Source organism: Streptomyces sp. DSM 116793 (genome assembly GCF_057320905.1).
On the sequence record NZ_CM170494.1, the window covers coordinates 3,768,887 to 3,794,858 of the forward strand.

The 25,972-nt window shown below is 74.0% G+C and carries 20 protein-coding genes and 1 tRNA gene; 14 read left to right on the top strand and 7 right to left on the bottom strand.

Going from position 1 to position 25,972, the window contains the following annotated elements; translation table 11 throughout:
* The first annotated feature begins 337 nt into the window (after positions 1 to 337).
* Entirely contained in the window at positions 338 to 1,234 is an 897-nt protein-coding gene (locus ACSMXW_RS14600) for a cellulose-binding protein (RefSeq protein WP_485806744.1), read from the top strand.
* Between the two features lie 441 nt (positions 1,235 to 1,675).
* Here the strand turns inward: ACSMXW_RS14600 and ACSMXW_RS14605 are convergent, their stop codons facing one another.
* Positions 1,676 to 5,080 (bottom strand): SUKH-4 family immunity protein, encoded by a 3,405-nt coding sequence (locus tag ACSMXW_RS14605; RefSeq protein WP_485806746.1) that lies wholly within the window; start codon positions 5,078 to 5,080, stop codon positions 1,676 to 1,678.
* Between the two features lie 31 nt (positions 5,081 to 5,111).
* Positions 5,112 to 6,116 carry an SMI1/KNR4 family protein gene (locus ACSMXW_RS14610; RefSeq protein ID WP_485806748.1) on the bottom strand — a complete coding sequence of 335 codons (1,005 nt, stop codon included), beginning with the start codon at positions 6,114 to 6,116 and terminating at the stop codon, positions 5,112 to 5,114.
* A 484-nt stretch (positions 6,117 to 6,600) separates the two neighbouring features.
* Between ACSMXW_RS14610 and ACSMXW_RS14615 the strand changes: the two genes are divergently transcribed.
* Positions 6,601 to 7,215 (top strand): YwqJ-related putative deaminase, encoded by a 615-nt coding sequence (locus tag ACSMXW_RS14615; RefSeq protein ID WP_485806749.1) that lies wholly within the window; start codon positions 6,601 to 6,603, stop codon positions 7,213 to 7,215.
* A 257-nt stretch (positions 7,216 to 7,472) separates the two neighbouring features.
* The gene (locus ACSMXW_RS14620) at positions 7,473 to 7,988 is read left to right on the top strand and encodes an SUKH-3 domain-containing protein (protein ID WP_485806751.1); all 516 of its coding nucleotides are present in this window, start codon (positions 7,473 to 7,475) and stop codon (positions 7,986 to 7,988) included.
* 480 nt (positions 7,989 to 8,468) lie between these two features.
* Here ACSMXW_RS14620 and ACSMXW_RS14625 read toward each other — a convergent pair whose 3' ends face one another.
* Positions 8,469 to 9,785, bottom strand: coding sequence for a sensor histidine kinase (locus tag ACSMXW_RS14625; RefSeq protein WP_485806753.1), 1,317 nt, complete (start codon positions 9,783 to 9,785; stop codon positions 8,469 to 8,471).
* 412 nt (positions 9,786 to 10,197) lie between these two features.
* Here ACSMXW_RS14625 and ACSMXW_RS14630 point away from each other — a divergent pair.
* The 6 genes from ACSMXW_RS14630 (at position 10,198) to ACSMXW_RS14655 (ending at position 15,792) form a co-directional block, all read left to right on the top strand.
* A tRNA-Gln gene (locus ACSMXW_RS14630) sits at positions 10,198 to 10,269 on the top strand.
* A 75-nt stretch (positions 10,270 to 10,344) separates the two neighbouring features.
* Positions 10,345 to 12,015, top strand: coding sequence for a bifunctional UDP-N-acetylglucosamine diphosphorylase/glucosamine-1-phosphate N-acetyltransferase GlmU (glmU, locus tag ACSMXW_RS14635; protein ID WP_485806754.1), 1,671 nt, complete (start codon positions 10,345 to 10,347; stop codon positions 12,013 to 12,015).
* A 268-nt stretch (positions 12,016 to 12,283) separates the two neighbouring features.
* A complete protein-coding gene (locus ACSMXW_RS14640; protein ID WP_485806756.1) occupies positions 12,284 to 13,258 on the top strand; it encodes a ribose-phosphate diphosphokinase in 975 nt (324 codons plus the stop codon).
* A 482-nt stretch (positions 13,259 to 13,740) separates the two neighbouring features.
* Positions 13,741 to 14,334 (top strand): 50S ribosomal protein L25/general stress protein Ctc, encoded by a 594-nt coding sequence (locus tag ACSMXW_RS14645; protein ID WP_485806758.1) that lies wholly within the window; start codon positions 13,741 to 13,743, stop codon positions 14,332 to 14,334.
* Positions 14,335 to 14,558: 224 nt separating this feature from the next.
* The gene (gene pth, locus ACSMXW_RS14650) at positions 14,559 to 15,152 is read left to right on the top strand and encodes an aminoacyl-tRNA hydrolase (RefSeq protein WP_485806759.1); all 594 of its coding nucleotides are present in this window, start codon (positions 14,559 to 14,561) and stop codon (positions 15,150 to 15,152) included.
* Positions 15,153 to 15,267: 115 nt separating this feature from the next.
* A complete protein-coding gene (locus ACSMXW_RS14655) occupies positions 15,268 to 15,792 on the top strand; it encodes a hypothetical protein (RefSeq protein WP_485806761.1) in 525 nt (174 codons plus the stop codon).
* 566 nt (positions 15,793 to 16,358) lie between these two features.
* Here the strand turns inward: ACSMXW_RS14655 and ppc are convergent.
* Positions 16,359 to 19,115, bottom strand: coding sequence for a phosphoenolpyruvate carboxylase (gene ppc, locus ACSMXW_RS14660; RefSeq protein ID WP_485806763.1), 2,757 nt, complete (start codon positions 19,113 to 19,115; stop codon positions 16,359 to 16,361).
* Between the two features lie 330 nt (positions 19,116 to 19,445).
* Here ppc and ACSMXW_RS14665 point away from each other — a divergent pair, with 330 nt between their 5' ends.
* From ACSMXW_RS14665 to ACSMXW_RS14675, 3 genes are all read left to right on the top strand, one after another.
* Entirely contained in the window at positions 19,446 to 20,450 is a 1,005-nt protein-coding gene (locus tag ACSMXW_RS14665) for an acyl-CoA desaturase (RefSeq protein ID WP_485806764.1), read from the top strand.
* The gene (locus ACSMXW_RS14670; RefSeq protein WP_485806765.1) at positions 20,447 to 21,124 is read left to right on the top strand and encodes a TetR family transcriptional regulator; all 678 of its coding nucleotides are present in this window, start codon (positions 20,447 to 20,449) and stop codon (positions 21,122 to 21,124) included. Before ACSMXW_RS14665 ends, ACSMXW_RS14670 begins: the two co-directional genes overlap by 4 nt.
* 233 nt (positions 21,125 to 21,357) lie before the next feature.
* On the top strand, positions 21,358 to 21,960 hold the full coding sequence (locus ACSMXW_RS14675; RefSeq protein WP_485806767.1) for a Uma2 family endonuclease: 603 nt from the start codon (positions 21,358 to 21,360) through the stop codon (positions 21,958 to 21,960).
* Here ACSMXW_RS14675 and ACSMXW_RS14680 read toward each other — a convergent pair.
* On the bottom strand, positions 21,947 to 22,315 hold the full coding sequence (locus ACSMXW_RS14680; protein ID WP_485806769.1) for a VOC family protein: 369 nt from the start codon (positions 22,313 to 22,315) through the stop codon (positions 21,947 to 21,949). The genes ACSMXW_RS14675 and ACSMXW_RS14680 overlap by 14 nt on opposite strands.
* 27 nt (positions 22,316 to 22,342) lie before the next feature.
* Positions 22,343 to 23,281 carry a trans-aconitate 2-methyltransferase gene (locus tag ACSMXW_RS14685; protein WP_485806770.1) on the bottom strand — a complete coding sequence of 313 codons (939 nt, stop codon included), beginning with the start codon at positions 23,279 to 23,281 and terminating at the stop codon, positions 22,343 to 22,345.
* Positions 23,282 to 23,481: 200 nt separating this feature from the next.
* Here ACSMXW_RS14685 and ACSMXW_RS14690 point away from each other — a divergent pair, with 200 nt between their 5' ends.
* The gene (locus ACSMXW_RS14690) at positions 23,482 to 23,979 is read left to right on the top strand and encodes a MarR family winged helix-turn-helix transcriptional regulator (RefSeq protein WP_485806772.1); all 498 of its coding nucleotides are present in this window, start codon (positions 23,482 to 23,484) and stop codon (positions 23,977 to 23,979) included.
* A 344-nt stretch (positions 23,980 to 24,323) separates the two neighbouring features.
* Here the strand turns inward: ACSMXW_RS14690 and ACSMXW_RS14695 are convergent, their stop codons facing one another.
* A complete protein-coding gene (locus tag ACSMXW_RS14695) occupies positions 24,324 to 25,133 on the bottom strand; it encodes a response regulator transcription factor (RefSeq protein WP_485806774.1) in 810 nt (269 codons plus the stop codon).
* A gap of 324 nt (positions 25,134 to 25,457) precedes the next feature.
* Here ACSMXW_RS14695 and ACSMXW_RS14700 point away from each other — a divergent pair, with 324 nt between their 5' ends.
* Positions 25,458 to 25,919 carry a GNAT family N-acetyltransferase gene (locus ACSMXW_RS14700; RefSeq protein ID WP_485806775.1) on the top strand — a complete coding sequence of 154 codons (462 nt, stop codon included), beginning with the start codon at positions 25,458 to 25,460 and terminating at the stop codon, positions 25,917 to 25,919.
* The last annotated feature ends 53 nt before the right edge of the window (positions 25,920 to 25,972 follow it).

Sequence of the window (25,972 nt, forward strand, 5' to 3'; positions counted from 1 at the left end):
CCGGGCGGGGCGCGGCCGGGTGCGGGCGGGGGCGGACGGGGGCGGGTGAGGTGCGGACGGGGCGGGCGGGGCACGGCCGGGGCGGGCGGGGTGCGGGCGGGGGTCCGCGGCCCGGTCCCCGCGTCGGTCGGCTCGACTGACGGACGAATGTGCGGAGTGTCGCGTTATGGGGTGTTCCTCTCGATCCATCAAGATGTGCGGCACATGGCGTGGTACGCGTCTGCCGCCGTGGGTGCCGCACCGCGCGTCCGGGGCCCGCCGCCGCGTGGCCCGTGCTCCGGTGCCGTCCGGCGCCGGAAGGACCGGAGAACCGGAAACCGGGAAAAGGGGTATCAGGGTGAGCACTGCATCGGCGTCACCGCACGGCTTCAACGTCGTACGGGGCCGTGGCTACCGTCCCGGGCAGGCCGACTCGTTCGTGGCGGGCCTGTCGCAGGAGCGCGACGCGGCGTGGGAGCGTGCGGCGCGGCTGACCGTGCTGGCCAAGGATATGGAGGCGGAGCTGGCACGGTTGCGCACCGCCGTGGAACAGCTCACCCCGCAGACGTACGAGGCCCTGGGCGGCCGCGCACAGCAGCTCCTCGCGCTCACCCAGGAGGAGGCCCTCGCGGTGCGGGCGGACGCGCAGGAGGAGGCCCGCCGCACCCGGGAGGACGCGGTGGGCGAGGCGGACAGGACCCGGGACGCGGCCCGCGCCTATGCCGAGGCGCTGCGCTCGGAGGCGGACGAGTACGCCGAACGGCGGCTGGTGACCGACCGCGAGACCGCCGACGAGCTGCGTACGGCGGCGCGCGCCGAGGTCAAGGAGACCGGTACGGAGGTGCAGGCGGCGCTGCGTGAGATGCGGCAGCAGGTGGCCGAGCTGCTGGCCGAGCAGGAGAGCGAGCACAAGGAGCGGTGGGAGGCCGCCGAGCGGCAGCTCGCGGAGCGTGAGGCGGAGCTCGAGGCGCACCACGAGGAGCTGACGGCGCAGGCGGGGGAGCGGCTGCGGGAGGCGCAGCAGGCGCTGGTGGCGGTCCGGGAGAGGGTCAGGCGGGACCAGGAGAGTGCCGAGGCGTGCGCGGCGGAGGTGCTCGCGGAGGCGCGGGTGCGGGCGGAGCGGGTGGGGCGGGAGACGGAGCGGGTGCTGCGGGAGCATGCGGCTCAGCGGGATGCGGTGCGGGCGCATATGGAACGTGTGCGTGCCGGGTTGCTCGCCCTCGGTGGGCGGGGTGTGCAGGCGGAGGGCGACTGACGGGGTGGTGCTGTCGTGTTCCGGCTGCCGGCCGGTGGGGGTTTCTGCGCAGTTCCCCGCGCCCCTTCGCCGGCCTCCCCGGGCCGTCGCCCGCAGCCCCAGGGTCTGCCCACGGAACAGGGGGCGTGCTGTCGTGTTCCGGCTGCCAGCCGGTGGGGGTTGTTCGCGCCGTTCCACGCGCCCCTTCGCCGGCCTCCCCGGGCCGTCGCCTCCAACCCCGAGGGCCTGCCCACGGACCCACACGGGGGCGTCCTGTTGTCTCTCCCGGCCATCCGTCCCTGGGGGCTTCTCGCGCCGTTCCACACGCCCCTTGCGGGCGGCCCGTGGGCCGTCGCCTTCAGCTCCGAGAGGGGTACGCAGGCACGGGAGTCTTGCGGCCGCCGGCCCGTGGGTGGTTGCTCGCGTGGTCCCCCGCGCCCCTGGTGGGGCGCGGGGGCGGGGTCAGAGGAGGCCGTCCCACATCTGTTCCAGGAGGACGGACCACCAGCTCTCCGGGGAGGCCAGGGCCGCCTGGTCGAGTGAGGCGAGCTGGGCCTGGAAGTCGACCGTCCAGCGGCCCGCCTGCTCCTGGTTGAGGCCCAGTCGCAGCGGCCACATCCGGCCGAGGAGAGCCAGGCAGCGTACGAACTCGGGCAGGCCCGTGTTCACGAACTGCGGTGGTACGGGCGCGCCGCCCGGGCCGGCCTCCACCGGTACGGCCACGATGTTCGCCGTGCCGTACTGGACGCAGATCGCCCGTCCGAAGTCGGTGCCCATCACCAGGTAGGAGGCGGCGTCGGAGGCCGGCTGCACGCCGCGCTCCTGGGCCAGTTCCTGGAGCGTCGGCACCGGGCGGCCCGGCTGGGCCTGCGCCCAGAAGAACGGCCGGATCTCCAGCGGCAGCCCCGCCCACATCAGCGTCGCGGCCACCACCTCGGGCACGCCCTGCCGGGACACCGCCCGCTGGTCGAAGCGGTAGACGCCGGGGCCGTACGCGGCGGCCAGCTCCTGGGCCACGCCCTCCGGCGGCAGCGGCGGCGCGGGCGGCACGGGCGGCAGCGGCGCACGCACCGGCGCGAGCCGCGCGGGGCCGTCCGCCACCTGGTGCAGCTCCCCCTGGTGGACGAGCAGTTGCTGCATGCCCTGCTGCCGCGACGCGTGGTCCCTGCCGTACGGGGCGATGGACGTGATACGTGCCTGCGGCCAGTTCTCCCTGATCATGCGGGCGCAGTACGCGCCCGGCAGCTCACAGGACTCCAGCTCGGTGTGGAGCTCGAGGACCTGCTGCGGCGGCACGTTCATGGCGTGCAGTTCGTGCAGGATCTGCCACTCCGGGTGCGGCATGCCGGGCGCCGAGCGGCGGATGAGCTGCTGCTCGGAGCCGTCCGCGGCGCGGTACCGCAGCACCGCCTGGTAGCCGGGCCCGACGGTCGGCCGGCCGGCCGGCTGCTGGGGATAGCCGTACGCCGCTGGCGGCGGCAGTACGCCCGGCACGGCGTGACCGGGCGGGGGCGGGGGCGGGGGCATGCCGGGACCGCCGGGCATCCCGGGCACGCCGGGTACTCCAGGCGCACCGGGTGCCCCGGGGGCGCCAGGCGCGCCAGGCGCACCGGGTGGCGGTGCGGCTCCGGGAGGGGGCGTGCCGGGGCCGCCCACGGCCGGGTTCGCGAGCATGGTCGCCGCCTGGTGCACCCCGCCCGGAGGCGGCGGCGCGCCGGGGGCGGCCCCGGGCGGCGGGGTGCCGGGCACGCCGGGCGCCGGCGGCGGGGGCGGGAGCGGGCCAGCGGGCGTGCCGGGCGCCCCGGGCGCGGGCGGCTTGGGCAGGCCGAGGCCGCCCTGGCTCGGGTCGGCCAGCATGGTCGCGGCCTGGTGCACGGCGCCGGGGGGCGTCCCCGGAGCGCCCGGGGGCGGCGGAGGGCCACCGGGGGCACCGGGCGCACCCGGTGGTGGCGGGGTTCCGGCACCCGGTGCTCCCGGCGCGGGCGGACCGCCGGCTCCCGGAGCACCGGGGCCGCCGGGGCCGTCCGGGCCGAGCGCCGACACAAGCTGGGTCGGTACGTAACCGCCCGCCGGAGTACCGGGCGCGCCCGGACCCGGCGCGAGCGGCGCATCGGCACCAGGGGCACCCGGATCCCCGGGCGGCGGGCCCGCCGGCACGGCAGCGTCCCCGGGTCCACCGGGTCCACCGGGTCCACGAAGTCGACCAGGAGCATCCGGCGCACCGGATCCGCCCGGAGCCCCCGGGGCCCCCGGGACGCCCGGGACGCCCGGGACAGCCGGCGCACCCGGCACCGCAGGATCACCCGGCACCGCGGCGCTGCCCGGCGCGCCGGGAGCCACACCCCCACCGGGGCCATCCGGACCACCCGGATAGCCAGGCCGTCCAGAAGCACCCGGCGCACCCGGCGCACCCAGCTCACCTGGCACACCTGGCCCACCCGGAGCCTCCGGCCCCGCGGCGCCTTGCGGATAGCCATAAGCCGACCCGCCGGAACCACCGGGCACACCCGGCACAGCAGGGCCCTCCGGCCCTCCGCCCCCCTGCGGATAGCCATAAGCCGACGCACCGAGACCACCGGGCACACCCGGCACAGCAGGGCCCTCCGGCCCCCCAATCCCCTGCGGATAGCCATAAGCCGACGCACCGAGACCACCGGGCACACCCGGCACACCAGAACCCTCCGGCCCCCCGTCCCCCTGCGGATAGCCATAAGCCGGCCCGCCCGGATCACCCGGCACAGGCCCACCGGCGCCACCCGGCACAGGCCCACCGCAGCCACCCGGCACTGGCCCACCGGGCCCATCCGGCACAGGCCCACCGGGCCCATCCGGCGCAGGCCCGCCACCAGGACCACCACCCGGCACGTCGAGCGCCGGCGCGATCGCCGTCGGCGGCAACTGGCTGCCGCCGGACATCAGCGCCGTCTTCGCCTCCGGCGTCACCGACGGTGGAGGCGGCGCGTCGTCGTCCAGGCCCGAGAGCGGCGGCGCGAAGACCGTGGCGGGCAGCGGTACGGAACGGTCGTCGCCGGCGTCGGCGTTGGTGTCCGTGCCCGCCCAGGGCGTGGCGTCGTCCGAGACGGCGGCGGGCTCGGGCGCCCCCGGACCGGCACCGGGCCTTGCGGCCTCCGCACCGTCCCCGGCGGAGCCGCCGGCACCAACGGCACCAGCAGCCGCAGAGGCCGCAGAAGCCGCAGAAGCCGCAGAGGCCCCGGAATCGTCCTCAGCGCCCGAAGCAGAAGCACCCGCCCCGGCATGCGCACCCGCACCGGAGCCCGGAGCAGCGGAGCCGCTCGCGGCCCCCGCATGCGCCCCCGCACCGGAGTCACCCGCCCCCGAGCCAGAACCCGGGACCGCACCGGAGCCGCCCACGGCCAGACCGGAACCCACCCCCGCACCGGCACCGGCACCGCCCGCCCCCGCACCGGCACCGTCCACGGCCGCACCGTCCGCGCTCGCCGCGCTCGCCGTGTCGCCCGAGCGCCGGTCCGGGATGCCCAGCCTGTCCGCCGCCTCCTGGAGCCACTCGGGCGGGCTCAGCAGGAACGACGTCTGGTTGAGGTCGACGCGCTCCGCGGCCGGCGCCGGGGCCCGGGCGGGCTCGTCCGAAGTGCCGTACTCCTCCTCGTAGCGGCGGATCACCTCGCCGACCGGCAGGCCCGGCCACAGCGTGGCGGTGCCGCCGTCGCGCGGGATCACCAGCCGCTGCGCGCCGCCCTCCGAACGGGGCCCGTCCGGACGGTCCTCCGCCCAGACGACGAAGCCCAGCTCGAACTCCCGCACCCGCACCTCCCGGTGCTGGTACGCGGGCACCCCGGCGTTGATCCACTCCTCGGCGCGGTCCTGCGCCTGGGCGAACGTCACCATCGGCAGATCACTCCCCCACTCACTCCCCCACTCACTCCGCCACCGGCACGGCGCGCGCGAATCCGCCGTCCACCATCAGGCTCGCCACGGTCTGAAGCTCCGGCGGATTGCCGGCGAGACGCGTCAGGAACGCGTCGAAGTCCTCGCCGCACGGCAGCAGCAGCCGCGGCACCCGGTCGGTGACCGTCCAGCCGTCCCGGTCGCGCGCGTCGTCGTACGCGCAGAACCACACCGAGCCCGGCCGCTCGCCCTTGACCTTCACCGCGAGCAGGCCGCCCTGCACGAAGGCGACGCCCAGGTAGTCCTTCGTCAGGTGGTCGCGCAGGCACTTGTTGACGTACACCAGGTCGTCGATCGCGGCCTCGCCGCGCACCGTGAAGAACGGCTGGTCCACCAGCAGTCCCCACTCGGCGTCGAGCGCGGCGCCCACCGGGGCGCAGCCGCCGGCCGCCTTGAGGAACGACCGGTACGCGCCCGGCAGCCGGTAGCCGAGGTCCTCCTCGACGCCCTGCACCTGCCGCTCGGTGACCGCGGTGCCGCGCTCCGGCAGCCCGACGTGGGCGGGGCGGGGATCCTGGAGGGGGCGGGTGCCCCGCTTGTTCTGGTCCACCGTGGCCGTCGCGAGGCCGCCGTGGTGCCGCAGCAGGGCCTTGACCTCGGCCGGGACCAGCTCCAGCCGGCGCGAGAACGGCACATGGTGCCAGGTCCAGCCGTGCGGCGTCGCCACCGGGGGAATGCCGCTCCACAGGTCGTGGCCCCGCGCCGCCAGCGCGGCGTTCGCGGACACGTAGTCCGTCAGGCGGAGTTCGTCCACGCCGAAGCCCTCCGGGGGCTCCGCTATTTCCGCCGCCGCGCACGCATAGGGCGAGAAATCCGGATAACCCCGCTCGTCCACGCGGACACCCCTGGGGTGCCGGGCGGCGCGCACCGGGTCCGGGAAGTGCACAACCTGCCCGGCGTACGCCGCGTTCGGCGGTGCGGCGTGTCCCCCGGCCGGGGCGCCAGGCGCCCCAAGACCGAGCCGACCTGTCGTCATGGCGGTAGCCCCCTGCTGCGTCCTGCTGTGTCCTGCTGTGTCTGTGCTCGGCGGGATCGATGGATCGAGATCCACGGATCGTGATTATCGAGATCCACGGATCGTGATTGACGGGTCGTGATGGATGGATCGTGCTGGATGGATCCTGATTGATCTGATGGACTGGGCCGTCCGCGCGGACTCTCCTTCTGTCCGTGTGCGGACTCTCCTTCCGTCCGTGTTCTGCCGGACCCGCCGGTGCGCGGCCTCCCACGGATGACGACAGCCTAAGCGGTAGGGCCCGGCCGGTCACCGGCCCCCGATCCAGTGACCTGTAGTCACCCGATGATGACGGTGGGCCGCCTGATCAGCGTGTCGCATGGCCTCAGCTTCCCGAGCGGCCGTCGGGTTTGGCAGGCTGTCACCGCAACTCGGGGGCGTGACGCCTGCGGCGGGTGCCGGAGTCACGGGGTCCACTGCCGGGGGCCGGGAGGGAAGCACCACCATGCACACCGCACAAACGAATACCGGAACGGACCGGGACGCGGGCCTCAGCCGCCCAGACGGCCCCGGCGCCGCCGGTGCTCCCGTGCAGGTGCCCGGCCAGGTCACGGCCGGCACCCGGGCCGGCGCGCCGGGCGGCCTCGCGGGTTCCCGGACGGCCCTCCGCGACGCCGTCCCGCACGTGCCCGTGCTCCGGCACCGCCGCGACGGCATCCTGCCCACGGTGGCCGCCGCGCTGTCCGTGCGCGGCACCACGCTCACCGGCACGGCCGCGCGCGGCGACCAGGCGCCCGCGCTGCACCCGCTCGTCCAGGAGTTCCTGGACGCCCTCCCGCCCGAGCAACGGGACCGCTTCACCGGACGCTGCGCGGAGACGCTGCTCATCTCCCGCCACCTCGGTACCGCGGACGCGGAACGCAGCAAGCGCGCCCGGCGCAAGCCGATGACGCGGAACGAGGCGCGCAAGGCCGTCAAGAACGCCAAGCTCACCGCCCGGCGGATCCGGGAGGACGGCGACCCGCTGCACGGCAGCTTCGCGCATCCCTGCCGGGCCTGCACCGCGCTCGCCGAGCACCTGGGCATCCGCGTGGTCGACCCGGCCGCGCCGGACGGCTGACGCACCGGCGCCGCAGCGCACGGGTGCCGCGCCCCCGGGCGGGCCCGCGCCCCGGTCCCGGCCCGCAGCCCGGTCCGACGTCGCCGGGCCGCCGTCGCGAGCGCTGCGACCGCACCGACCGCACCGACCGCGCCGACCGCCCGTGCTCACTCCGCGCCCCGCCCGGGCCGTCGCGACCAGCTCCCGGCCGCCGCTGCCGCACCGGCCCCGCCCCATCGATCCCGCCTCATCGACGAATCCGGACGAGACAACGCCCGATGCACCCCGATCCCTCCGCCACCACCCGCTTCCCCGTCGACGTCGACATCGCCCTGCGCGCCGCCGGCTGGCGCCCCGGGCGGTGGGACATCAAGCAGGCCGAGTTCTGGGCCGACACCCTGAGCGCGCACACCTCGCCGGCCGGTCACCAGCATGCGATCTTCCCGGCCGCGGTGGAGGCCTGGGCGGAGTTCGGCGGCCTGCGCATCCACCCGACGGCGCCCGGCCGCCAGGTCGCTCCCACTGTGCTCGACCTCGACCCGCTGCACGGGCTGCACATGGCCCGCACCCTGGGGGACCTGGGGCGGGCGCTCGGCACCGAGGTGTGTCCGCTCGGGCAGGAGATCGCCCCGGTGCCGGAGGGCGCTGAGCCTCAGGCGCTGCTCGCCATCGACGCCGCGGGGCGGGTGTACAGCCTCGACCACAGCGGCGACTGGTACCTCGGTCCCGACCTCCACCACGCCTTCGACACGCTCATCTCCGGCACGGTGCCACAGCGGCTCACCACGGGGTGAGGGAGGGAGCGGGACGGTCGGGTGGCCAGTCCGGAGGGACTGCTGCCCATCGGCCACAGGCCCCGCCTTGAAGGGGCGCGGGGCTGTGTCGACCGTGCGGCCTCCGCGGCGCGGGCGCGACCAGCCCGACGAGACCGTCACGTCGCCACAGCCCAGAAGGGGCACCTCCACCGCCCCGGCCCCCGACCACCGGACACCGGCCACCGGCCACCGACCACCAGCCACCGACCACCGGCCCAAGCACCCTCCACCCACCCGGCGGAGCCGCATCACCGTCGCGAAGTCGCGCATCTCACGAAACCGCATCACCGTCCCGAAGCCGCCCCACCGTCGCGGAGCCGCGCACCCTCACAAGGCCTCACAAGGCCGCGCACCCTCACGAGGCCGCACACCCTCACAAGGCCGCGCACCCTCGCAAGGCTGCACACCCCCACAAGGCCGCACACCCTCACAGAGCCGCCCACCGTCACCCCTGCGGGCTCAGGACGCCGGTATGACCGCCGAGACGCGGAAACCGCCCGTGTCCGTGGGACCGGAGACGAAGACGCCGCCCAGCGCGGCGACGCGTTCCTTCATGCCGACCAGACCGTTGCCGCCGCTCGGCAGCCGCGCGCTCTCGCCCTCGCCGTCCGGCGCGGACTCGTTCTCGACCTGCATGGCGATCTCCGACACCCGGCGCGCCAGCCGTACGTACGTCTTCGCGCCGGCCGCGTGCTTGTGGACGTTCGTCAGCGCCTCCTGCACCACCCGGTAGGCCGTCTGCTCGACCTCGGGCGGATAGACGCGCTCCGTGCCCTCCACGGACAGCTCCACCACGATGCCCGCCGCCCGGGACTGGTCCACCAGCTCGTCCAGCTCGGCGAGGGTCGGCCCGTCCTTGCAGGCGTCCGCCGCCGGGTCACCGACGGCCCGGGACGCCGCGGCGGCCGCGGCTGCCCCGACCGCGGCCAGCGGCACGGCATCGTGCGGCACCAGGCTGTCGCCGGCTCGCAGCACCCCGAGCATCGACCGCAGCTCCGACAGCGCCTGGCGGCCCATGTCCCCGACGATCGCGGCGTTCTTCACGGCCTTCTCGGGGTCCTTCCGCGCCACCGCCTGAAGCGCCGCGGCGTGCACCACCATGAGGCTCACACGGTGCGCCACGACGTCGTGCATCTCACGGGCGATCCGGGTGCGCTCCTCGCCACGCGCCCACTCCGCGCGCTCCTCCGCCCGCTCCGCGAGCAGCTGGAGTTCCCGTTCAAGGGAGTCCGCACGCTCCCGCAGGCTCTCCATCAGCCGCCTGCGGGCCCCCACGTACAGGCCCAGCAGCACCGGGGGCGCCGTGACCCCCGCGGACGTGGTGACGGCCAGGAACGGCACGAACCAGTCGCCGATCGTCAGGTGGCCGTGCGCCATGTCCTGCTTCGCCCGCACGAACGTCACGATCATGGTGCCCGCGAACGACACCCCCGCCAGCGCGCCGATGAGCCGCCGCGGCAGCTCCGAGGCGGCCAGCGTGTAGAGCCCCACCAGACCCATCAGGAAGCCCATCTGGGCGGGTGTCACCGCGATGGACACCAGCACGACGGCGATCGGCCAGCGCCGCCGCACCAGCAGGACCGAGCCGCCGAGCAGGCCGAAGACCACTCCCACCGACACGGGAAGGCCGGCGTCCCCGGAGAAGTCGATGCCCTCTGCCCCGCACTCCAGGGCGGACATCAGCGCCAGCGCCACGTCCAGCACGGCACTGCGCCGGCGCGTCCACCACCACGGCCCTCCCCGGGCCGTCGTGTGGTCTTCCCCCGTCGTGGTCATGCCCCCAGCGTACGGGCGCGGGGGGCGGCTTCTCCGAGGGGTTTTCCCCGGCGTGGCGGTGAGGTCCCGCCCACACCCGCGGCACCGTGCGGCCGGCGCCGGCCGCACCGCACGCCCTGCGCGGAAGCATGCACGGCACCGTCCGCGGCACCCCGCACCCGCCCCGCACCCGCCCGCACCCGCCCCGCCCCACGCGGCGCACCCCGCCGTCCCCCTCAGCCCCCCTCAGCCGCACCCCAACCCGAGCCCCCCGGACGCCACCCAGGCCCGACCCGCCGCCGGCCGGCCGCAGGACCCCGTCCGTGCGGCTGCGGACACCCACTACACCGTCGCATCGAGGGCCCCTGGTACGGCATAGTGGGGGTGGCCCGACTCGACAGGCCGACTGAATGTCGGGTTTAGTGGGGTCCATTCCCCTGTGGTGTAACTGGCAGCACTGCGGTTTTTGGTGCCGTATGTCCAGGTTCGAATCCTGGCGGGGGAGCCGCGCTCTCCGGGTCCCGACCTCTGGTCGGGACCCGCTTCCGTTTCGGGCCCCCTTCGCCCCGGTATCCTGCGGATGTCCCCAGCCGAAACACCCTGGACGTCCCCCGCACCCCAGCCGAAGGGCAGTCTTGTGAGCGCCATCGATCCCCGAGTTCTCGGCTCCGCTCGAACAGGGGAGAACCCGCCGGCAGCCGTCGTCGTCCTCGCCGCGGGTGAGGGCACCCGGATGAAGTCGGCGACCCCCAAGGTCCTGCACGACCTCTGCGGCCGCTCGCTGATCGGACACGTGCTGGCGGCGGCGCGGGAGTTGGGGCCCGAGCAGGTGGTCGTGGTGGTGGGCCACGCCCGCGAGCAGGTGGTGGCGCACTGCGCCGAGGTGGACCCGGCGGCCAGGACCGCCGTCCAGCACGAGCAGCGCGGCACCGGCCACGCCGTGCGGGTGGCCCTCGCCGAGCTGGGCGACCCGTCCGGCGCGGCGGCGAACGGCTCGGGACCAGTCCCCGACGTGGCCGGCACCGTCGTCGTGGTGTGCGGCGACACCCCGCTGCTCACCGGGGAAACGCTTCGGCGGCTGGCCGAGACGCACACCGCGGACGCGAATGCCGTGACGGTGCTCACGGCGCGGGTCCCGGACGCCACCGGCTACGGCCGGATCATCCGCGACGAGGCCTCGGGCGCGGTGCTGGAGATCGTGGAGCACAAGGACGCGACCGAGCGGCAGCGGGAGATCCGGGAGATCAACTCCGGCGTCTTCGCGTTCGACGGCCGGCTGCTCGCCGAGGCGCTCGGGCAGGTGCGCACGGACAACAGCCAGGGCGAGGAGTACCTGACCGACGTGCTGGGGATCCTGCGCGCGCAGGGGCACCGGGTGGGCGCCGCGGTGGCCGCCGACCACCGCGAGATCGCGGGGATCAACAACCGCGTCCAGCTCGCCGAGGCCCGCCGGATCCTGAACGACCGTCTGCTGGAGCGCGCCATGCTCGCCGGTGCCACGGTCGTGGACCCCGCGTCGACCTGGGTGGACGTCGGCGTCACCTTCGGCCAGGACGTGCTGGTGCACCCCGGCACCCAGCTGCTGGGCACCACCCACCTCGCGGAGGGCTGCGAGGTGGGCCCCAACGCCCGGCTCACCGACACCCTGGTGGGCCCCGGCGCCCGGGTGCACACGGCCGTCACGGACACCGCCGAGGTGGGCGCGGGCGCGTCGGTGGGCCCGTACGCGTACCTGCGCCCGGGCACCCGGCTGGGCCCGAAGGCGAAGGCCGGCACCTACGTGGAGATGAAGAACGCGACGGTCGGCGAGGGCACCAAGGTGCCGCACCTGTCCTACGTGGGCGACGCCACCATCGGCGACTTCACCAACATCGGCGCGGCCAGCGTCTTCGTGAACTACGACGGCCAGGAGAAGCACCACACCACGGTGGGCTCCCACTGCCGCACGGGCTCGGACAACATGTTCGTGGCCCCGGTGACGGTCGGCGACGGCGCGTACACGGCCGCGGGGTCGGTGATCACCAAGAACGTGCCGCCGGGCTCCCTGGCGGTGGCCCGCGCCCAGCAGCGCAACATCGACGGCTGGGTGGCACGGAAGCGGCCGGGCAGCGCGGCGGCGAAGGCGGCCGAGGCCGCCGAGGCCGCGGCGGCGGGCACGGCACATCAGCCCCCGGCGCCCGCGGGCGCCGGGCAGACGGAGGCGGCCCGGAGCGCGGGCGGCGCCGGGAGCGGGTCGGACGACGGCGTCTGACCTCCGGCCATCGGGTGGTCCGGATCGGCGGTCCGGTGCCCCGGGTGACTCCGGGGCACCGCGTGCTGCCCAGGACCGGTCGGATGTGGCCGGAAGCATCCAGGGAACTGTCGGGAAATAGGTGCGCCAATGGCGGCGTACCGTGTTACGTGCACAAACGCGGGGGCTTGGGGGCGTCCCCTGAAGACACCGCGGCTGGCTCGTCGCTTGAGGGACGCGTGCGGGTGCAGCGGCTGACAACCCTGAGACACGCCGAGGAGACAGTGCTGTGACCGGGATCAAGACAACGGGCGAGAAGAAACTCATGTTCTTCTCCGGCCGCGCCCACCCCGACCTCGCCGAGGAGGTGGCGCACCAGCTCGGTGTCGGGATGGTGCCGACGAAGGCCTTCGACTTCGCCAACGGTGAGATCTACGTCCGCTATCAGGAGTCCGCCCGCGGGGCGGACTGCTTTCTGATCCAGAGCCACACGGCCCCGATCAACAAGTGGATCATGGAGCAGCTCATCATGATCGACGCTCTGAAGCGGGCCTCCGCGCGGAGCATCACGGTGATCGTGCCGTTCTACGGATACGCGCGGCAGGACAAGAAGCACCGGGGCCGGGAGCCGATCTCCGCCCGGCTGGTGGCCGACCTGATGAAGACCGCCGGCGCCCACCGGATCCTCACGGTGGACCTGCACACCGACCAGATCCAGGGCTTCTTCGACGGCCCCGTGGACCACCTCTTCGCACTGCCCATCCTGGCCGACTACGTCGGCGCGAAGGTGGACAGGGACAAGCTGACGGTGGTCTCGCCGGACGCCGGACGGGTGCGCGTCGCGGACCGCTGGTGCGACCGCCTCGGCGCACCCCTGGCCATCGTCCACAAGCGCCGGGACAAGGACGTGGCCAACCAGGTCACGGTGCACGAGGTGGTCGGCGACGTGGAGGGCCGGGTCTGCGTCCTGGTCGACGACATGATCGACACCGGCGGGACGATCTGCGCCGCCGCGGAGGCGCTCTTCGCGCACGGCGCCGAGGACGTGATCGTGACGGCGACGCACGGGGTGCTGTCCGGTCCCGCGGCGGACCGGCTGAAGAACTCGAAGGTCAGCGAGTTCGTCTTCACCAACACACTGCCGACGCCGAACGAGCTGGAGCTGGACAAGATCACGGTGCTCTCCATCGCGCCGACGATCGCCACGGCGGTCCGGGAGGTCTTCGAGGACGGCTCCGTCACCAGCCTCTTCGAGGAGCAGTAGGGCCGGGGCGGCGCCCCGGCCCACGGACCTGGGGCCGGCGTCGGCCCGGATGGGGGGCAGCGCCCCCGGCCCGGATGGGGGCAGCGCCCCGGGCCGGACGGGGGGGCAGCGCCCCCGTCCCCCAAAGCGTCCCGCAAAGGGGGCGCGCGGGGAACTGCGCGCCCGGCGCGGCACGCCCGCGGCGGCCACCGGGCCGAGCCCCTTACGGTCCCGTTCCCGCCCCCACCCGCCCGGTGGGGGCGGGCCGCGCAGTTCCCCGCGCCCCTGGGGGTAAGGGGGTGCCCCGGACGTTCGGGTACCCTGAAGGCGTTGCTCGGCGAGGGAGGCCGTGGCCGGGATGGCCGCGGCGGTCCGTTATCGACGCGCTCTTCGTAGCAGGCCAGTCGTGTGGCCGGGTGACCTTCCCAGGCTCGTTCGGGCAGGGGAACCCGCTCAAGACCACTGGATGACGTCCCACGACGTCCGAGTTACGAGGAGTGCAGATGCCCGAGGTGAAGCTCGCCGCCGAGCCCCGTACCGAGTTCGGCAAGGGGGCCGCGCGCCGCATCCGCCGCGCCGACAAGGTGCCCGGTGTGCTCTACGGCCACGGTGCCGACCCGGTGCACATCACACTGCCCGGCCATGAGCTGCTGCTCGCGCTGCGTACCCCCAACGTCCTGATCGCCCTGGACATCGAGGGCAGGAACCAGCTGGCGATCCCGAAGGCGGTCCAGCGTGACCCGATGAAGGGCTTCCTGGAGCACGTCGACCTGCTCCTGGTGAGCCGGGGCGAGACGGTCAGCGTCGAGATCCCCGTGCACACCGAGGGCGACCTGGCCCCCGGCGGCAACCTCCTGGAGCACGTGCTGAACGCCCTGCCCGTCGAGGCCGAGGCCACCCACATCCCGGAGTCGGTGACCGTCTCCATCGAGGGCCTGGCGTCCGGTGACGCCGTCCTGGCCAAGGACATCCCGCTGCCGGCCGGCGTCTCGCTGGGCGTGGAGGAGGACACCGTCGTCCTCCAGGTGCTGTCCGCGCAGGCCGAGGAGGCCCCGGCGGAGGGCGCCGAGGAGGGCGAGGCGGGCGAGGAGGCCTGACCTCCTTCCCGGAGCCCGATCTCCTTCCGGGAGCCGATTCCCTTCCGGGAGCCGGTCCCACTTCCGGGAGCCGGTCCCCTGCTCAGGAGCCTGACTCCCGGCCGGGCCGCGGTGGCCCGGAACCGGTGTGGCGCGACCCGTCGCGCCACACCCGGCACGATGACGAGGTATCAGCAGCCGCCCTCCCCGGGGCGGCTGCTTCCGCATGGCGAGGAGGTCCGGGGATGGTGGACGGCGGCGGGGCCTGGCTGGTGGTGGGTCTGGGCAACCCGGGCCCCGGGTACGCGGGCAACCGGCACAACGTCGGCTTCATGGTGGCCGACCTGCTGGCCGAGCGGATCGGCGGAGTGTTCAAACGGGCTGCCCGCGCGCAGGCCCAGGTGCTGGAGGGCCGCATCGGACCGCAGGGACCCGGCAGCCGCCGGGTGGTGCTCGCCAAGCCGCTGTCGTACATGAACCTCTCCGGCGGCCCGGTGGCGGCCCTGCGCGACTTCTACAAGATCCCGGCGGAGCGCATCGTCGCCGTCCACGACGAGCTGGACATCGACTACGGCACGCTGCGGCTGAAGCTCGGCGGCGGCGACAACGGCCACAACGGCCTCAAGTCCCTGACGAAGGCGATGGGCCCCGACTACCACCGGGTGCGGTTCGGCATCGGACGGCCGCCGGGGCGGATGCAGGTGGCCGACTTCGTGCTGAAGGACTTCTCGTCGGCCGAGCGCAAGGAGCTCGACTACTTCGTCGACCGGGCGGCGGACGCGGTGGAGTGCCTGGTCATCGAGGGGCTGGAACGCGCACAAGGCACGTACAACTCCTGACCGACACCCGCACAACTCCTGACGACTCCGCTCACAGGTGATCTCTCACCGCACTTGCCGCGAGCCGTACCACGGCGGTTGACCGGGTCCCCACCCATGGCCAAGGATCGCCGCCATGGCCCGCACGCGCACCTCGTCCCGCGTCGGCCCGGTCCTCAGACGGAGCCGGGTGCGCAGGGCCGGCGAGAGCGCGTACGGTCTCCTGCTGTTGGCCCGGCACCTTCTGCTGGCCCTCCTGATCGTGCTGGTGGTCGCCGCGGGAGTCCGGGCGTCCTGGCATCCGGCCCGGGCGGCGATGGCCACCGCGGGGCGCGGCACCATGACCGTCACCCACTGCTCCGACGACCGCTGCACCGGCATGTACGCCCCCGCGTCCCCCGGCGCGGCGCCCCGGGACACCGTGGTCCTCAAGGAGACGGTGGGCATGCACAAGGGCACGAAGGTGCCGGTGGTGACGGCCCACGGCGACGAGGTGGTCCGGGCCGGCTGGGCGGGCCTGGTCCGGGCGTGCCTGCCGCTGGGGGGCGCCCTGCTGCTCGCGGCGGTGATGGTCGCGGGCGGCCTCGGACTCCGCAGGACCGCCTGGGCGACGGGCTTCCTGGGCCTGGCCCTGCTGGGGGCGGCGGCCGTCACGCTGTGACGCCGGCCGGTGTTCCGACGCCGGCGGAGACCACCCCCTCGGGACGGTGACGACCGGACGGCCCCCTCGCAGCTCGTCACACCCCCGCAGCGCAGCCGCGCATACCGAACACAGCCCCCCACCCCAGGTAGGCCGGGGCTCGGCCCGAGCAGGCCCTCTGGGCAGGCCGAGGGTCGGCCCGAGCAGGTGGGCCGGGTGACCGGCGACGGAGACGAAAGCGACGGGCGGGCCGGTGCGAGACCCCGCCCGCCGCTCCCCTTCCGGTGTCCGCCGTCCTCGCGGCTACCGCCCCCACGCGCGCTGACCCCCATCAGCGCAGCGGCCGGCAGGCGACGGCGTACGCACGCCGGGACACCGGGTCCCGCAGCGGTTCGGTGCACGATCCCGCTGCCATGGCGGCCGGCCCGCGGTTTCCGCGCGTTCCCCCTGCGTTCGGATATCCCCCTCACGAGGTCTCCACGGGCCGCCCCCGTCTGTACGAGGATGCCGGTCCCGAGGCGCGCTGTCCTTGACGTCGGGTGCACGGTTCCTTGACGATCCGTGCACCCGAAGCGTCAGGCGGGGCGTCAGCCCGTGTTCCGCAGCCCCGCGGCCACGCCGTTGACCGTGAGCAGCAGGGCGCGGCCGAGCAGCGGGTCGGGCTCCTCGCCGCGGGCGGCGGCGGCCCGCTGCCGGGCGAGCAGGGAGACCTGCAGGTAGGAGATGGGGTCCAGGTAGGCATCGCGGATGGCGAAGGTCTGCTGGAGCACCGGCTGGGTGTCCAGCAGCCTCTCCCCGCCGGTGATCTTCAGCACCTCGGCGACCGTCAGCTCGTGCTCGGCCTCGATCGTCTCGAAGACGTGCCGCAGCTCCTCCGGGACGAGGGTGTCGACGTAGTGCCGGGCGATCCGCAGGTCCGTCTTGGCGAGGGTCATCTCGACGTTGGAGACGAAGTTGCGGAAGAAGTGCCAGTGCTCCTGCATCTCGTCGAGCACCGGGTCGAGCCCGGCCTCCCTGAGCGCCTTGAGGCCGGAGCCCACGCCGAACCAGCCCGGCACGATCTGCCGCGACTGGGTCCAGCCGAACACCCACGGGATGGCGCGCAGCCCGTCGAGCCCCGCGCCGGAGTCGGGACGGCGCGAGGGCCGGGAGCCCAGGTGCAGGTCGGCGAGCTGGTCGACGGGGGTGGAGGCGAAGAAGTACGCGGGCAGGTCGGGGTCGTCGACGAGGCGCCGGTAGGCGGCGTGCGCCGCGTCGGAGACCACGTCCATGGCGGCGTCCCAGCGGGCCAGCGCCTCGACGGACTGCCGCGGGGCGGTGTGCAGCGCGGACGCCTGGAGGGTGGCCGCGACCGTCAGCTCCAGGTTCTCCCGGGCGAGCGAGGGCACCAGGTACTTGTCGGAGATGACCTCGCCCTGCTCGGTGACCTTGATCTCGCCCTCCAGGGTGCCCCACGGCTGGGAGAGGATGGCGTCGTGCGAGGGGCCGCCGCCGCGGCCGACGGTGCCGCCGCGGCCGTGGAAGAGCCTGAGGCGCACGCCGTAGCGGTGCGCCACGTCACGCAGCCGGCGCTGGGCGCGGTGGATCTCCCACTGACTGGTGGTGATGCCGCCGAACTTGGAGGAGTCCGAGTAGCCGAGCATGACCTCCTGGACGTCGCCGCGGAGCGCGACGAGACGCCGGTAGGAGGGGTCGGCCAGCATCTCGTCGAGGATGACGTCGGCGGCGCGCAGCTCCTCCGTGGTCTCCAGCAGCGGCACGATGCCGATCTTCGCCCAGCCGGCGTGCAGGTCGAGCAGGCCGGCCTCGCGGGCGAGCACGGCGGCGGCGAAGACGTCGTCGGCGCCCTGGCACATCGAGATGATGTACGACTCGATCACCTCGGGCCCGAAGACGTCCAGCGCGCGGCGGACGGTGTGGAAGACCCCGAGCGTCTTCTCACCGGCCGCGTCCAGCGGCGCCGGGGTCGGAGCCAGCGGCCGGCGGGAGCGCAGCTCCTTGGCGAGCAGCTTGCTGCGGTACTCGCGCGGCATGTCCGCGTACCGCCAGGACTCCTCGCCGAGTCTGTCGAAGAGCTGGCCCAGGGCGTGGTGGTGGGCGTCGGCGTGCTCGCGGACGTCCATGGTGGCGAGCTGGAGGCCGAACGCGGCGAGGGTGCGGATGATGCGGTTCATCCGGCCGTCCGCGAAGAGGCCGCCGCGGTGTTCGCGCAGGGAGGTCTGGATCAGGGTGAGGTCGTGCAGCAGCTCGGCGGTGCCGAGGTAGTCACGGCCCGGCTTGTGCGGGGTGCGCTTGGCGAGGCGCTTCTTGGTGTTCGCGAGCTTCTGCCGGATGCAGGTGGCCTTCAGGCGGTAGGGCTCCTCCGCGTTGAGGCGCTTGTAGCGGGGGCTGATCTCGGGGAGCCCGTCGAGGTCGGACTGGAGCGAGGCGAGCAGCTCGTCCGTGGCGCCGGTGTAGCGGATGGAGTTGGACAGGAAATTGCGCAGCTCGTCGACGAGTTCCAGGGCGTCATTGATGCCGTGCTCGTGCTGGAGGATCAGAACGTCCCAGGTGACGTCGGGCGTGACGTTCGGGTTGCCGTCGCGGTCGCCGCCGATCCAGGTGCCGAAGGTGAGCGGACGGGTGTCGTCGGGGAGCTTGACGCCGACGCGCTCCAGCTCCGCGGTGAGGTCCTCCAGGACGTCGCCGACGGCGCCGGCGTGCAGCTCGTCCAGGTAGTAGATGGCGTTGCGGGCCTCGTCGGCGGGCTCCGGGCGCGTCACGCGGAGCTCGTCGGTCTGCCAGATGAGGTCGATGTTCTCCGCGAGGCGGATGTCGTGGCGCCGGCGGTCGGCCGCGATGACGGGGGTTTCCAGCAGCTCCGCGATCCTGCGGAGCTTGTTGAGGACGGAGCGGCGGGCGGCCTCCGTCGGGTGCGCGGTGAAGACCGGGCGTACGTTGAGATTGCCGACCGTCTCGCGCAGGTGCTGGGGGTCGGCGTCCTTGAGGCGGTCGGCGGTGCGGGCCAGCTGGCCGCCCTCCGCGGCGCGCCGGGCGCGCAGCTCGCGGCCGCGGTGCACCTGCTCGGTGACGTTGGCGAGGTGGAAGTAGGTGGAGAAGGCGCGGACCAGCTTGGCGGCGGTCAGCAGGTCGGTCTCGCCGAGGAGCCGTGCGGCGGCCTCACCGTCTTCGCGGGTGAGGCGGCGGACACGTTCGACGAGTTCCAGGAGTTCGGGTCCCTCCTGGCGTACGAGGGTTTCCCCCAGCAGATCACCCAGTCGGCGGATGTCCGCGCGGAGTTCGGCACCGGCGGTGCCGGCGCCGTGCGTGGTGGCCCGGTGGCCGTGGTCGTCTGCACTGCTCACAGGTGCGACTCCTTGCAGTGGTGAGGCACGTCTCACGTCTTCAGTGCCGGCCCTGTTAGTGGGTACGCACTGATCTGTACCGGTATTTCCTTACTGATTCCCGGCTGACGTCCCACTGATCCACGGCTAGCGCCGCGCGGGCCCGGGAAGAAGAGAGAGCGGACCACGCTGTCCGACCGAGTCAAGGATAGGTGGCTCGGCCGCGGCGCAACCGTCCGGCCTCTTGCTGCCGGGCGACGCGCTGTCATACTTACGATGCCGTAGGTTACGGAAGCGTAGGATTCCGGCCGGGCAACCTGCCATCGCCCTCGACACCCCACAGGAATGCCCATGAGCACGAGCTCCGATGTGATCGAAGACGCCTCACCGGCGCCGTCCGACACTCCCCTTCCTTCCGCCACACTCGGCGGCGAGCAGAAGCGCTCGATCGAGCAGATCACGCTACTGCTCTTCATCGCCGTCCCCTTCCTCGCCCTGCTCGCCGCGGTGCCGCTGGCGTGGGGCTGGGGGGTGAGCTGGCTCGACCTGGGCCTGCTCGTCTTCTTCTACTTCCTGGGCTGCCACGGGATCACGATCGGTTTCCACCGCTATTTCACGCACGGCTCGTTCAAGGCACGGCGGCCGCTGCGGATCGCGCTGGCCATCATGGGGTCGCTGGCCGTGGAGGGCCCGCTGGTGCGCTGGGTGGCGGACCACCGCAAGCACCACAAGTTCTCCGACGCGGACGGTGACCCGCACTCGCCGTGGCGGTACGGCGAGACGGTGCCGGCGCTGATCAAGGGCCTGTACTGGGCGCACGTCGGCTGGATGTTCGACGAGGAGCAGACCCCGCAGGACAAGTTCGCGCCCGACCTGATCAAGGACCCGGCGATCCGCCGGATCTCCCGGCAGTTCGTGCTCTGGACGGTGCTGTCCCTGGGGCTTCCGCCGCTGGTGGGCGGCCTGGTGACGATGTCGTGGTGGGGGGCGTTCACGGCATTCTTCTGGGGCTCGCTGGTGCGGGTGGCGCTGCTGCACCATGTCACGTGGTCGATCAACTCGATCTGTCACGCGGTGGGCAAGCGGCCGTTCAAGTCCCGCGACCGGTCGGGGAACGTCTGGTGGCTGGCGGTGCTCTCCTGCGGCGAGTCCTGGCACAACCTGCACCACGCCGATCCCACCTCCGCCCGGCACGGCGTGATGCGCGGCCAGATCGACTCCTCGGCGCGCCTCATCCGCTGGATGGAGCAGCTGGGCTGGGCCTACGACGTGCGCTGGCCGTCCCAGTCGCGGATCGACTCCCGCCGCAAGCCGATTGCCTCCCCGGGCGATGGGCGGGCCGCCGACGCGGCATGATGGACGGTGTGGCGACCGACTCCAGCAGCACACCGAGCAGCGAGAAGCCGCGGCGGCCACGCCGCACCCGGATGACCGGCGCGGAGCGCCGTCAGCAGTTGCTGGTGATCGGTCGCACCCTCTTCGCGGCCCGGGGGTTCGAGGGCACATCGGTGGAGGAGATCGCGGCGAAGGCCGGGGTCTCCAAGCCGGTGGTCTACGAGCACTTCGGCGGCAAGGAGGGGCTCTACGCGGTGGTGGTGGACCGCGAGATGCGGCGGCTGCTGGACATGGTGACCAGCTCGCTGACCGCGGGCCACCCGCGTGAGCTGTGCGAGCAGGCGGCGTTCGCGCTGCTCGACTACATCGAGGAGCACACGGACGGCTTCCGCATCCTGGTCCGCGACTCCCCCATCCCGCAGTCCACGGGCAGCTTCGCCTCGCTGATCTCGGACATCGCCACACAGGTCGAGGACATCCTCGGCCGCGAGTTCAAGAGCCGCGGCTTCGACCCGAAGCTCGCACCGCTGTACGCCCAGGCCCTGGTCGGCATGGTCGCCCTGACCGGCCAGTGGTGGCTGGACGTCCGCCGCCCCAGGAAGGCGGAGGTGGCGGCCCACCTGGTGAACCTGGCCTGGCACGGCCTGGACGGTCTTGAACAGCGGCCCCGGCTGATCGGGCACCGGAAGGCCTAGGTTCTGTGCCGGGGTGCCGGGGGCGGGGGGCCGGGGGCGCGGGGGCCGGGGGCGCGGGGGCCGGGGGCGCGGGGCCGGGGTCCGCCCGGCCGGGTGCGCGCCGCCCGCCACGCACCACCCCCATCGAACATCACCGATCGAACCCGTCCTTGATCACTCATTGCGGTGACAGCGGTGAATTCCGCCCGATACCGTGGAAGAGCAGGCTCAGAATCCTGTCCATGGGAGGAATCATGACTGCCGAGCCGACCGCCGAGCAGGCTTGCCGCTGGCCGGTGCCACCCCGGGACGGATACACCGTGGACGACCTTTTCACGCTGCCGGACCTCCCGCCGCACACAGAGATGATCGACGGGAGTCTGGTCTTCGTGAGCCCCCAGAGGCGCTTCCACAGCAAGATGATCGACCTTCTGGTCCAGGGGCTGAGGCGCACGGTGCCGAGTTACCAGCGCGTCGAGCGGGAGATGACCATCCTGCTCGACCGGCGCAACGGCCCAGAGCCCGACCTGTCCGTCGTCCGCGCGGAAGCCGCAGTCGATCTGGAGCAGACCCGCTTCGAGGCCGCAGACGTGGTGCTCGCCGTGGAAGTCGTCTCCCCCGACTCCGAGGCCCGCGACCGCGACACGAAGCCCGCCAAGTACGCGGCGGCAGGCATCCCCCACTTCTGGCTGGTAGAGACCGCCGGGACCGACCGCCACCCGGTGGTGCGGGTCTACGAGCGCGACCCGGTGACCAAGCGGTACCAGCTGACAGGCAGCCACCACGAGCAGCTCAAGATCAGCGTTCCGTTCGACATCGACATCGACATCTCCCTGGACGCCCTCAGGGAGCTGTGACCGGCTCCAGGAACTCCAGGCGGTTGCCCACCGGGTCCGCCGTGTAGAAGCGGCGGTGGCCCGGGAGGCCGTCGTCCCAGGCGATCCGGGCGCCGCGGGCGGCGAGGCGGGCCGCGAAGGCGGCGATGTCGCGGACCCTGAGACCCGGGTGGGCCTTCGTCGCGGGGCGGAAGTCCGCCTCCAGCCCCAGGTGCAGCCGGACGTAGCCGGCCTGGAACCAGCAGCCGCCGCGCGCCGCGAGCGCCGGCGGCTTCGGCAGCTCCGTCATGCCGAGGACACCCGTGTAGAAGGCACGCAACGCGTCCTCGGAGCCCGGCGGTGCGGCGAGCTGCACATGGTCGATGGCGACCAGCATCACCGAGCACCCTCCCCCGTGCGGGTGTCATCGGTGTGCCCGGCGCCCTCCGCGGACCCGGCACCCTCCGCGCGCCCCGCGCCCCGCGCCCGCGCCGCCCGCGCCGCCCGCGCCGGAGGCCGCCTCCGCCTCCGCCTCCGTGCTCCGCCGCACCGCGACCGCGAAAATCCGCCGGAACGGCAGCACCGTGCCGTGCGGGGTGGGCGGGTAGGCCGCCCGGAGCAGGTCGCGGTACTCGGCGAGGAAGGCGTCGGTGGCCGCGGGGTCGTCGGCGAGGGCGGCGAGCACGGGCCGCAGGCCGGTGCCCTTGACCCAGTCGAGCACGGGGTCCTCGCCGGGCAGCAGGTGCAGGTACGTGGTCTCCCAGACGTCGGCGTCGGCGCCGAGCGAGAGCAGCCGGTCGAGGTAGCCGGCGGGCTCCAGCACCGCGTCGGCGTGTCGCAGCACCGTGCCGAGCCGGCCCCGCCACCGCTCGGAGACGGCCAGCTCCCGCATCAGCGCATGGCTGGGCGCCTCGAAGTTGCCGGGCACCTGGAAGGCGAGGACCCCACCGGGCGCGAGGGCGTCGAGCCAGGCCGGGAAGGAGTCCGGGTGGCCCGGCACCCACTGGAGCGTGGCGTTGCTGACGATCAGGTCCAGCGGTCCGTCGGGCACCCACGTGCGGGCGTCCGCGTGGGCGAACTCGATCCGGCCGCCGCCGGGCGTGGGGCCCGCGTGCTCGCGGCGGGCCCGCTCCAGCATCTCCCCGGAGTTGTCCAGGCCCGTGATCAGGGCGGTGGGCCAGCGCTCGGCGAGCAGCCGGGTGACGTTGCCGGGGCCGCACCCCAGATCCGCGATCACCGGCCGCCGGCCGCCGGTGGCGGGCAGGTCGGGGACCCGGGCGAGCAGGTCGGCGAAGGGGCGGGCGCGGTGCCCCGCATGGCGCAGGTACTGGCCGGGGTCCCAGGTGGGCACGGTGCTGGGCATGACGGATGCAGCCTCCTTGCGGGTGGGGCGCGGATCACGGCCCCGGGCGGCCCCGGTGCCTCGCGGCCGTCCTGGGCCGTGGGTCTGCGGCAGCCCTGAGCCGCGGGCAACCGGCGTCCGGGTGACCATCGCCATCCTCACAGGGTGCATATCTTGACGTCAAGAGACTTCACGTCGACAGACCGACTAGACTGATCTCCATGGAGGACGAGGTCGATCGGCTGGTTGCTGCATGGCGCCGGGAGCGCCCGGACCTCGATGTGGAGCCCCTCGAAGTGCTCAGCCGGGTGAGCAGGCTCGCCCGGCACCTCGACCGTGCCCGCCGGCTGGCCTTCGCGGAGCACGGTCTGGAGCCCTGGGAGTTCGACGTCCTCACGGCGCTGCGCCGCGCCGGGGCCCCCTACCAGCTCTCACCGGGCCAGCTCCTCACGCAGACGCTGGTCACCTCGGGCACCATGACCAACCGCATCGACCGGCTCGCCAAGAAGGGCCTCGTCGAGCGGCTGCCGGACCCCAGCGACCGGCGCGGTGTGCTCGTCCGCCTCACGGACGACGGGCGGGATCGCGCGGACGAGTCGCTGGCGGGGTTGCTGGAGCAGGAGCGGGCGCTGCTCGCGGAGTTGTCGCGCGCGCAGCGGAGTGAGCTTGCGGCGTTGCTGCGGCAGCTGACGGCGCCGTTCGACAACCTTCCAGGTTGACCGGTTCGCGCACGGCGCGCGGGGGCCCGGCCTGCCCAGGGGCGCGGGGAGCTGCGCGAGCGACCACGCCGCCGGCCGGTGGGCCGGCACGACAGAGACAGCCCCCTCGGGACGGTGGCGACCCGACGCGTCTCGTCGTGGTTGCGCGCGCAGTTCCCCGCGCCCCTTCAAAACGGGGCTGCGCCCCGATCAGCGGCTACGCGAGCGACCACGCCGCCGGCCGGTGGGCCGGCACGACAGAGACAGCCCCTTTGGGACGGTGGCGACCCGACGCGTCTCGTCGGGGCTGGGCGCGCAGTTCCCCGCGCCCCCGGGTGGGCCGGGGCGGAGCCCCGCGCAAGGGGTCAGGACGCCTCTTCGAGGTCCGCCGGGCCGACCCCCGCGCGGCGGGCGAGGGCGACTGCGGCGAGGGTGGAGTGGACGCCCAGCTTGCCGAGGACGTTCTGCATATGGGTGCGGACCGTGTGCGGGGAGAGGAAGAGACGCTCGGCGACGGCCTTGCGGCCGAGGCCGGCGACCATGCAGCGCAGCACCTCCCGCTCCCGCGGCGTCAGCGACTCCACCAGCCGCTCGCTCTCCGTCCGGTGCTTGCGCGCCGCGGTCAGCTCGCGGAGCACGCCCGTGAGCAGCGCGGGCGGCAGGTGCGTCTCGTCGCGCAGCACGCCCCGCACGACCGTGAGCAGCCGGGTGAGCGAGCAGTCCTTGGCGACCCAGCCGCAGGCGCCGGCCCCGAGGGCGAGGGCCGCGCGGTGCGGGTCGTCCTTCTCGGCGAGCACCACGCAGCGCACCGAGGGCTGCGCCGAACGCACCCCCGCCACCAGGGATATGCCGTCGACGAGCTGGTCGGCGCTGCCGTCGGCCACGGCCACCGCCCGCCGGGCGGGCCCCGGCTGTCCGGCCGGCCCGCCCGCGCTCCCCGGCCCGCCGGGCACCGCGCCCGCCGCGGCGCCCAGCGCGGCACGGCCGAGGTCGGCGTCCACGAGCAGGACGTCGAACGGGCGGCCCACGGCGGCGGCCCGCTCCAGGCAGCGCAGCGCCATCCGGCCGCTGCCGGCCGGGGTGACGTCGACGTCGGGCTCGGCGGCGAGGGCCGCGGCGAGAGACTCGGCGAAGATACGGTGGTCGTCGACGACCAGGACTCGGATGCGAACCACGTCAAAACCCCCACGGGTCGGGGGACGGTCGGTGCGGGCACGGCGCCCGGAGTGCGGTGACCGGAACCCTCACGGGCCGGTGCGGGGTCGCCGCAGCCGCACGGCCGCCGCCGTGCTGGAACTGCTACCCCCACTCCGGGCGTCGTACCCGGTTTCTCTCGCCCCCTGATCGGCACCGGCCCCCACCGGTGCTTCTCTCAGAGTACGGGCGCCCGGCCGGAGCGGAAGCCCCTTTGCAGAACTCGGCGAGCGGGCCCCGGGGCGGCATGTGCCGGGGAGTTATCCATTGCGGCGGGGTGCGGCCGGCACATTATCGTGAGTCATATGTTTCGAGTGGAGACCGAGACCGCCAAGGTCGACAGGCCGCGCCGTGCTCTGCTGAGGGACCGGCTGCGGGAGACCAACACGGCGGCCTCCCCGGCCCTGCGCGCCCTGCGCGGCACCGCGGAGGAGCGCGAAGTCCCCTTGCAGATATGGGTGTTCACGACAGAGGGCCCCGAAGAGGAGCTGGTCGCGGGCCTGGACGCGCACACCTGGGCGCACTGGCTGCACGTCAACCTGCTCTGGGTCGACGCCCGGCACCGCTCCGCCGGCCTCGGCTCCCGGCTGCTCCTGGACGCCGAGCGGACGGCCCGGGAGGACCGCGACTGCCTCAACTCCCGTGTGTGGACGTGGGATTTCCAGGCACCGGAATTCTACCGGAAGTACGGGTACGAGGTGGTGTGCGAGATCCCGGACTATCCGCCGGGAATCACCGAGTACACCCTGACGAAAAGCCTCGCCTGAGCGAGCCGCGGAGCCCGGCGGCGGAAGCCCGGACACCGCCCGGATCCCGAGGC

Bases quoted from the DNA above. Each gene is read 5' to 3' on its own strand.
- ACSMXW_RS14605 (WP_485806746.1), bottom strand. From the start codon at position 5,080: ATGGTGACGTTCGCCCAGGCGCAGGACCGCGCCGAGGAGTGGATCAAC.
- ACSMXW_RS14610 (WP_485806748.1), bottom strand. From the start codon at position 6,116: ATGACGACAGGTCGGCTCGGTCTTGGGGCGCCTGGCGCCCCGGCCGGG.
- ACSMXW_RS14615 (WP_485806749.1), top strand. From the start codon at position 6,601: ATGCACACCGCACAAACGAATACCGGAACGGACCGGGACGCGGGCCTC.
- ACSMXW_RS14620 (WP_485806751.1), top strand. From the start codon at position 7,473: ATGCACCCCGATCCCTCCGCCACCACCCGCTTCCCCGTCGACGTCGAC.
- ACSMXW_RS14625 (WP_485806753.1), bottom strand. From the start codon at position 9,785: ATGACCACGACGGGGGAAGACCACACGACGGCCCGGGGAGGGCCGTGG.
- glmU (WP_485806754.1), top strand. From the start codon at position 10,345: ATGTCCCCAGCCGAAACACCCTGGACGTCCCCCGCACCCCAGCCGAAG.
- ACSMXW_RS14645 (WP_485806758.1), top strand. From the start codon at position 13,741: ATGCCCGAGGTGAAGCTCGCCGCCGAGCCCCGTACCGAGTTCGGCAAG.
- pth (WP_485806759.1), top strand. From the start codon at position 14,559: ATGGTGGACGGCGGCGGGGCCTGGCTGGTGGTGGGTCTGGGCAACCCG.
- ACSMXW_RS14655 (WP_485806761.1), top strand. From the start codon at position 15,268: ATGGCCCGCACGCGCACCTCGTCCCGCGTCGGCCCGGTCCTCAGACGG.
- ACSMXW_RS14665 (WP_485806764.1), top strand. From the start codon at position 19,446: ATGAGCACGAGCTCCGATGTGATCGAAGACGCCTCACCGGCGCCGTCC.
- ACSMXW_RS14670 (WP_485806765.1), top strand. From the start codon at position 20,447: ATGATGGACGGTGTGGCGACCGACTCCAGCAGCACACCGAGCAGCGAG.
- ACSMXW_RS14675 (WP_485806767.1), top strand. From the start codon at position 21,358: ATGACTGCCGAGCCGACCGCCGAGCAGGCTTGCCGCTGGCCGGTGCCA.
- ACSMXW_RS14680 (WP_485806769.1), bottom strand. From the start codon at position 22,315: ATGCTGGTCGCCATCGACCATGTGCAGCTCGCCGCACCGCCGGGCTCC.
- ACSMXW_RS14685 (WP_485806770.1), bottom strand. From the start codon at position 23,281: ATGCCCAGCACCGTGCCCACCTGGGACCCCGGCCAGTACCTGCGCCAT.
- ACSMXW_RS14690 (WP_485806772.1), top strand. From the start codon at position 23,482: ATGGAGGACGAGGTCGATCGGCTGGTTGCTGCATGGCGCCGGGAGCGC.
- ACSMXW_RS14700 (WP_485806775.1), top strand. From the start codon at position 25,458: ATGTTTCGAGTGGAGACCGAGACCGCCAAGGTCGACAGGCCGCGCCGT.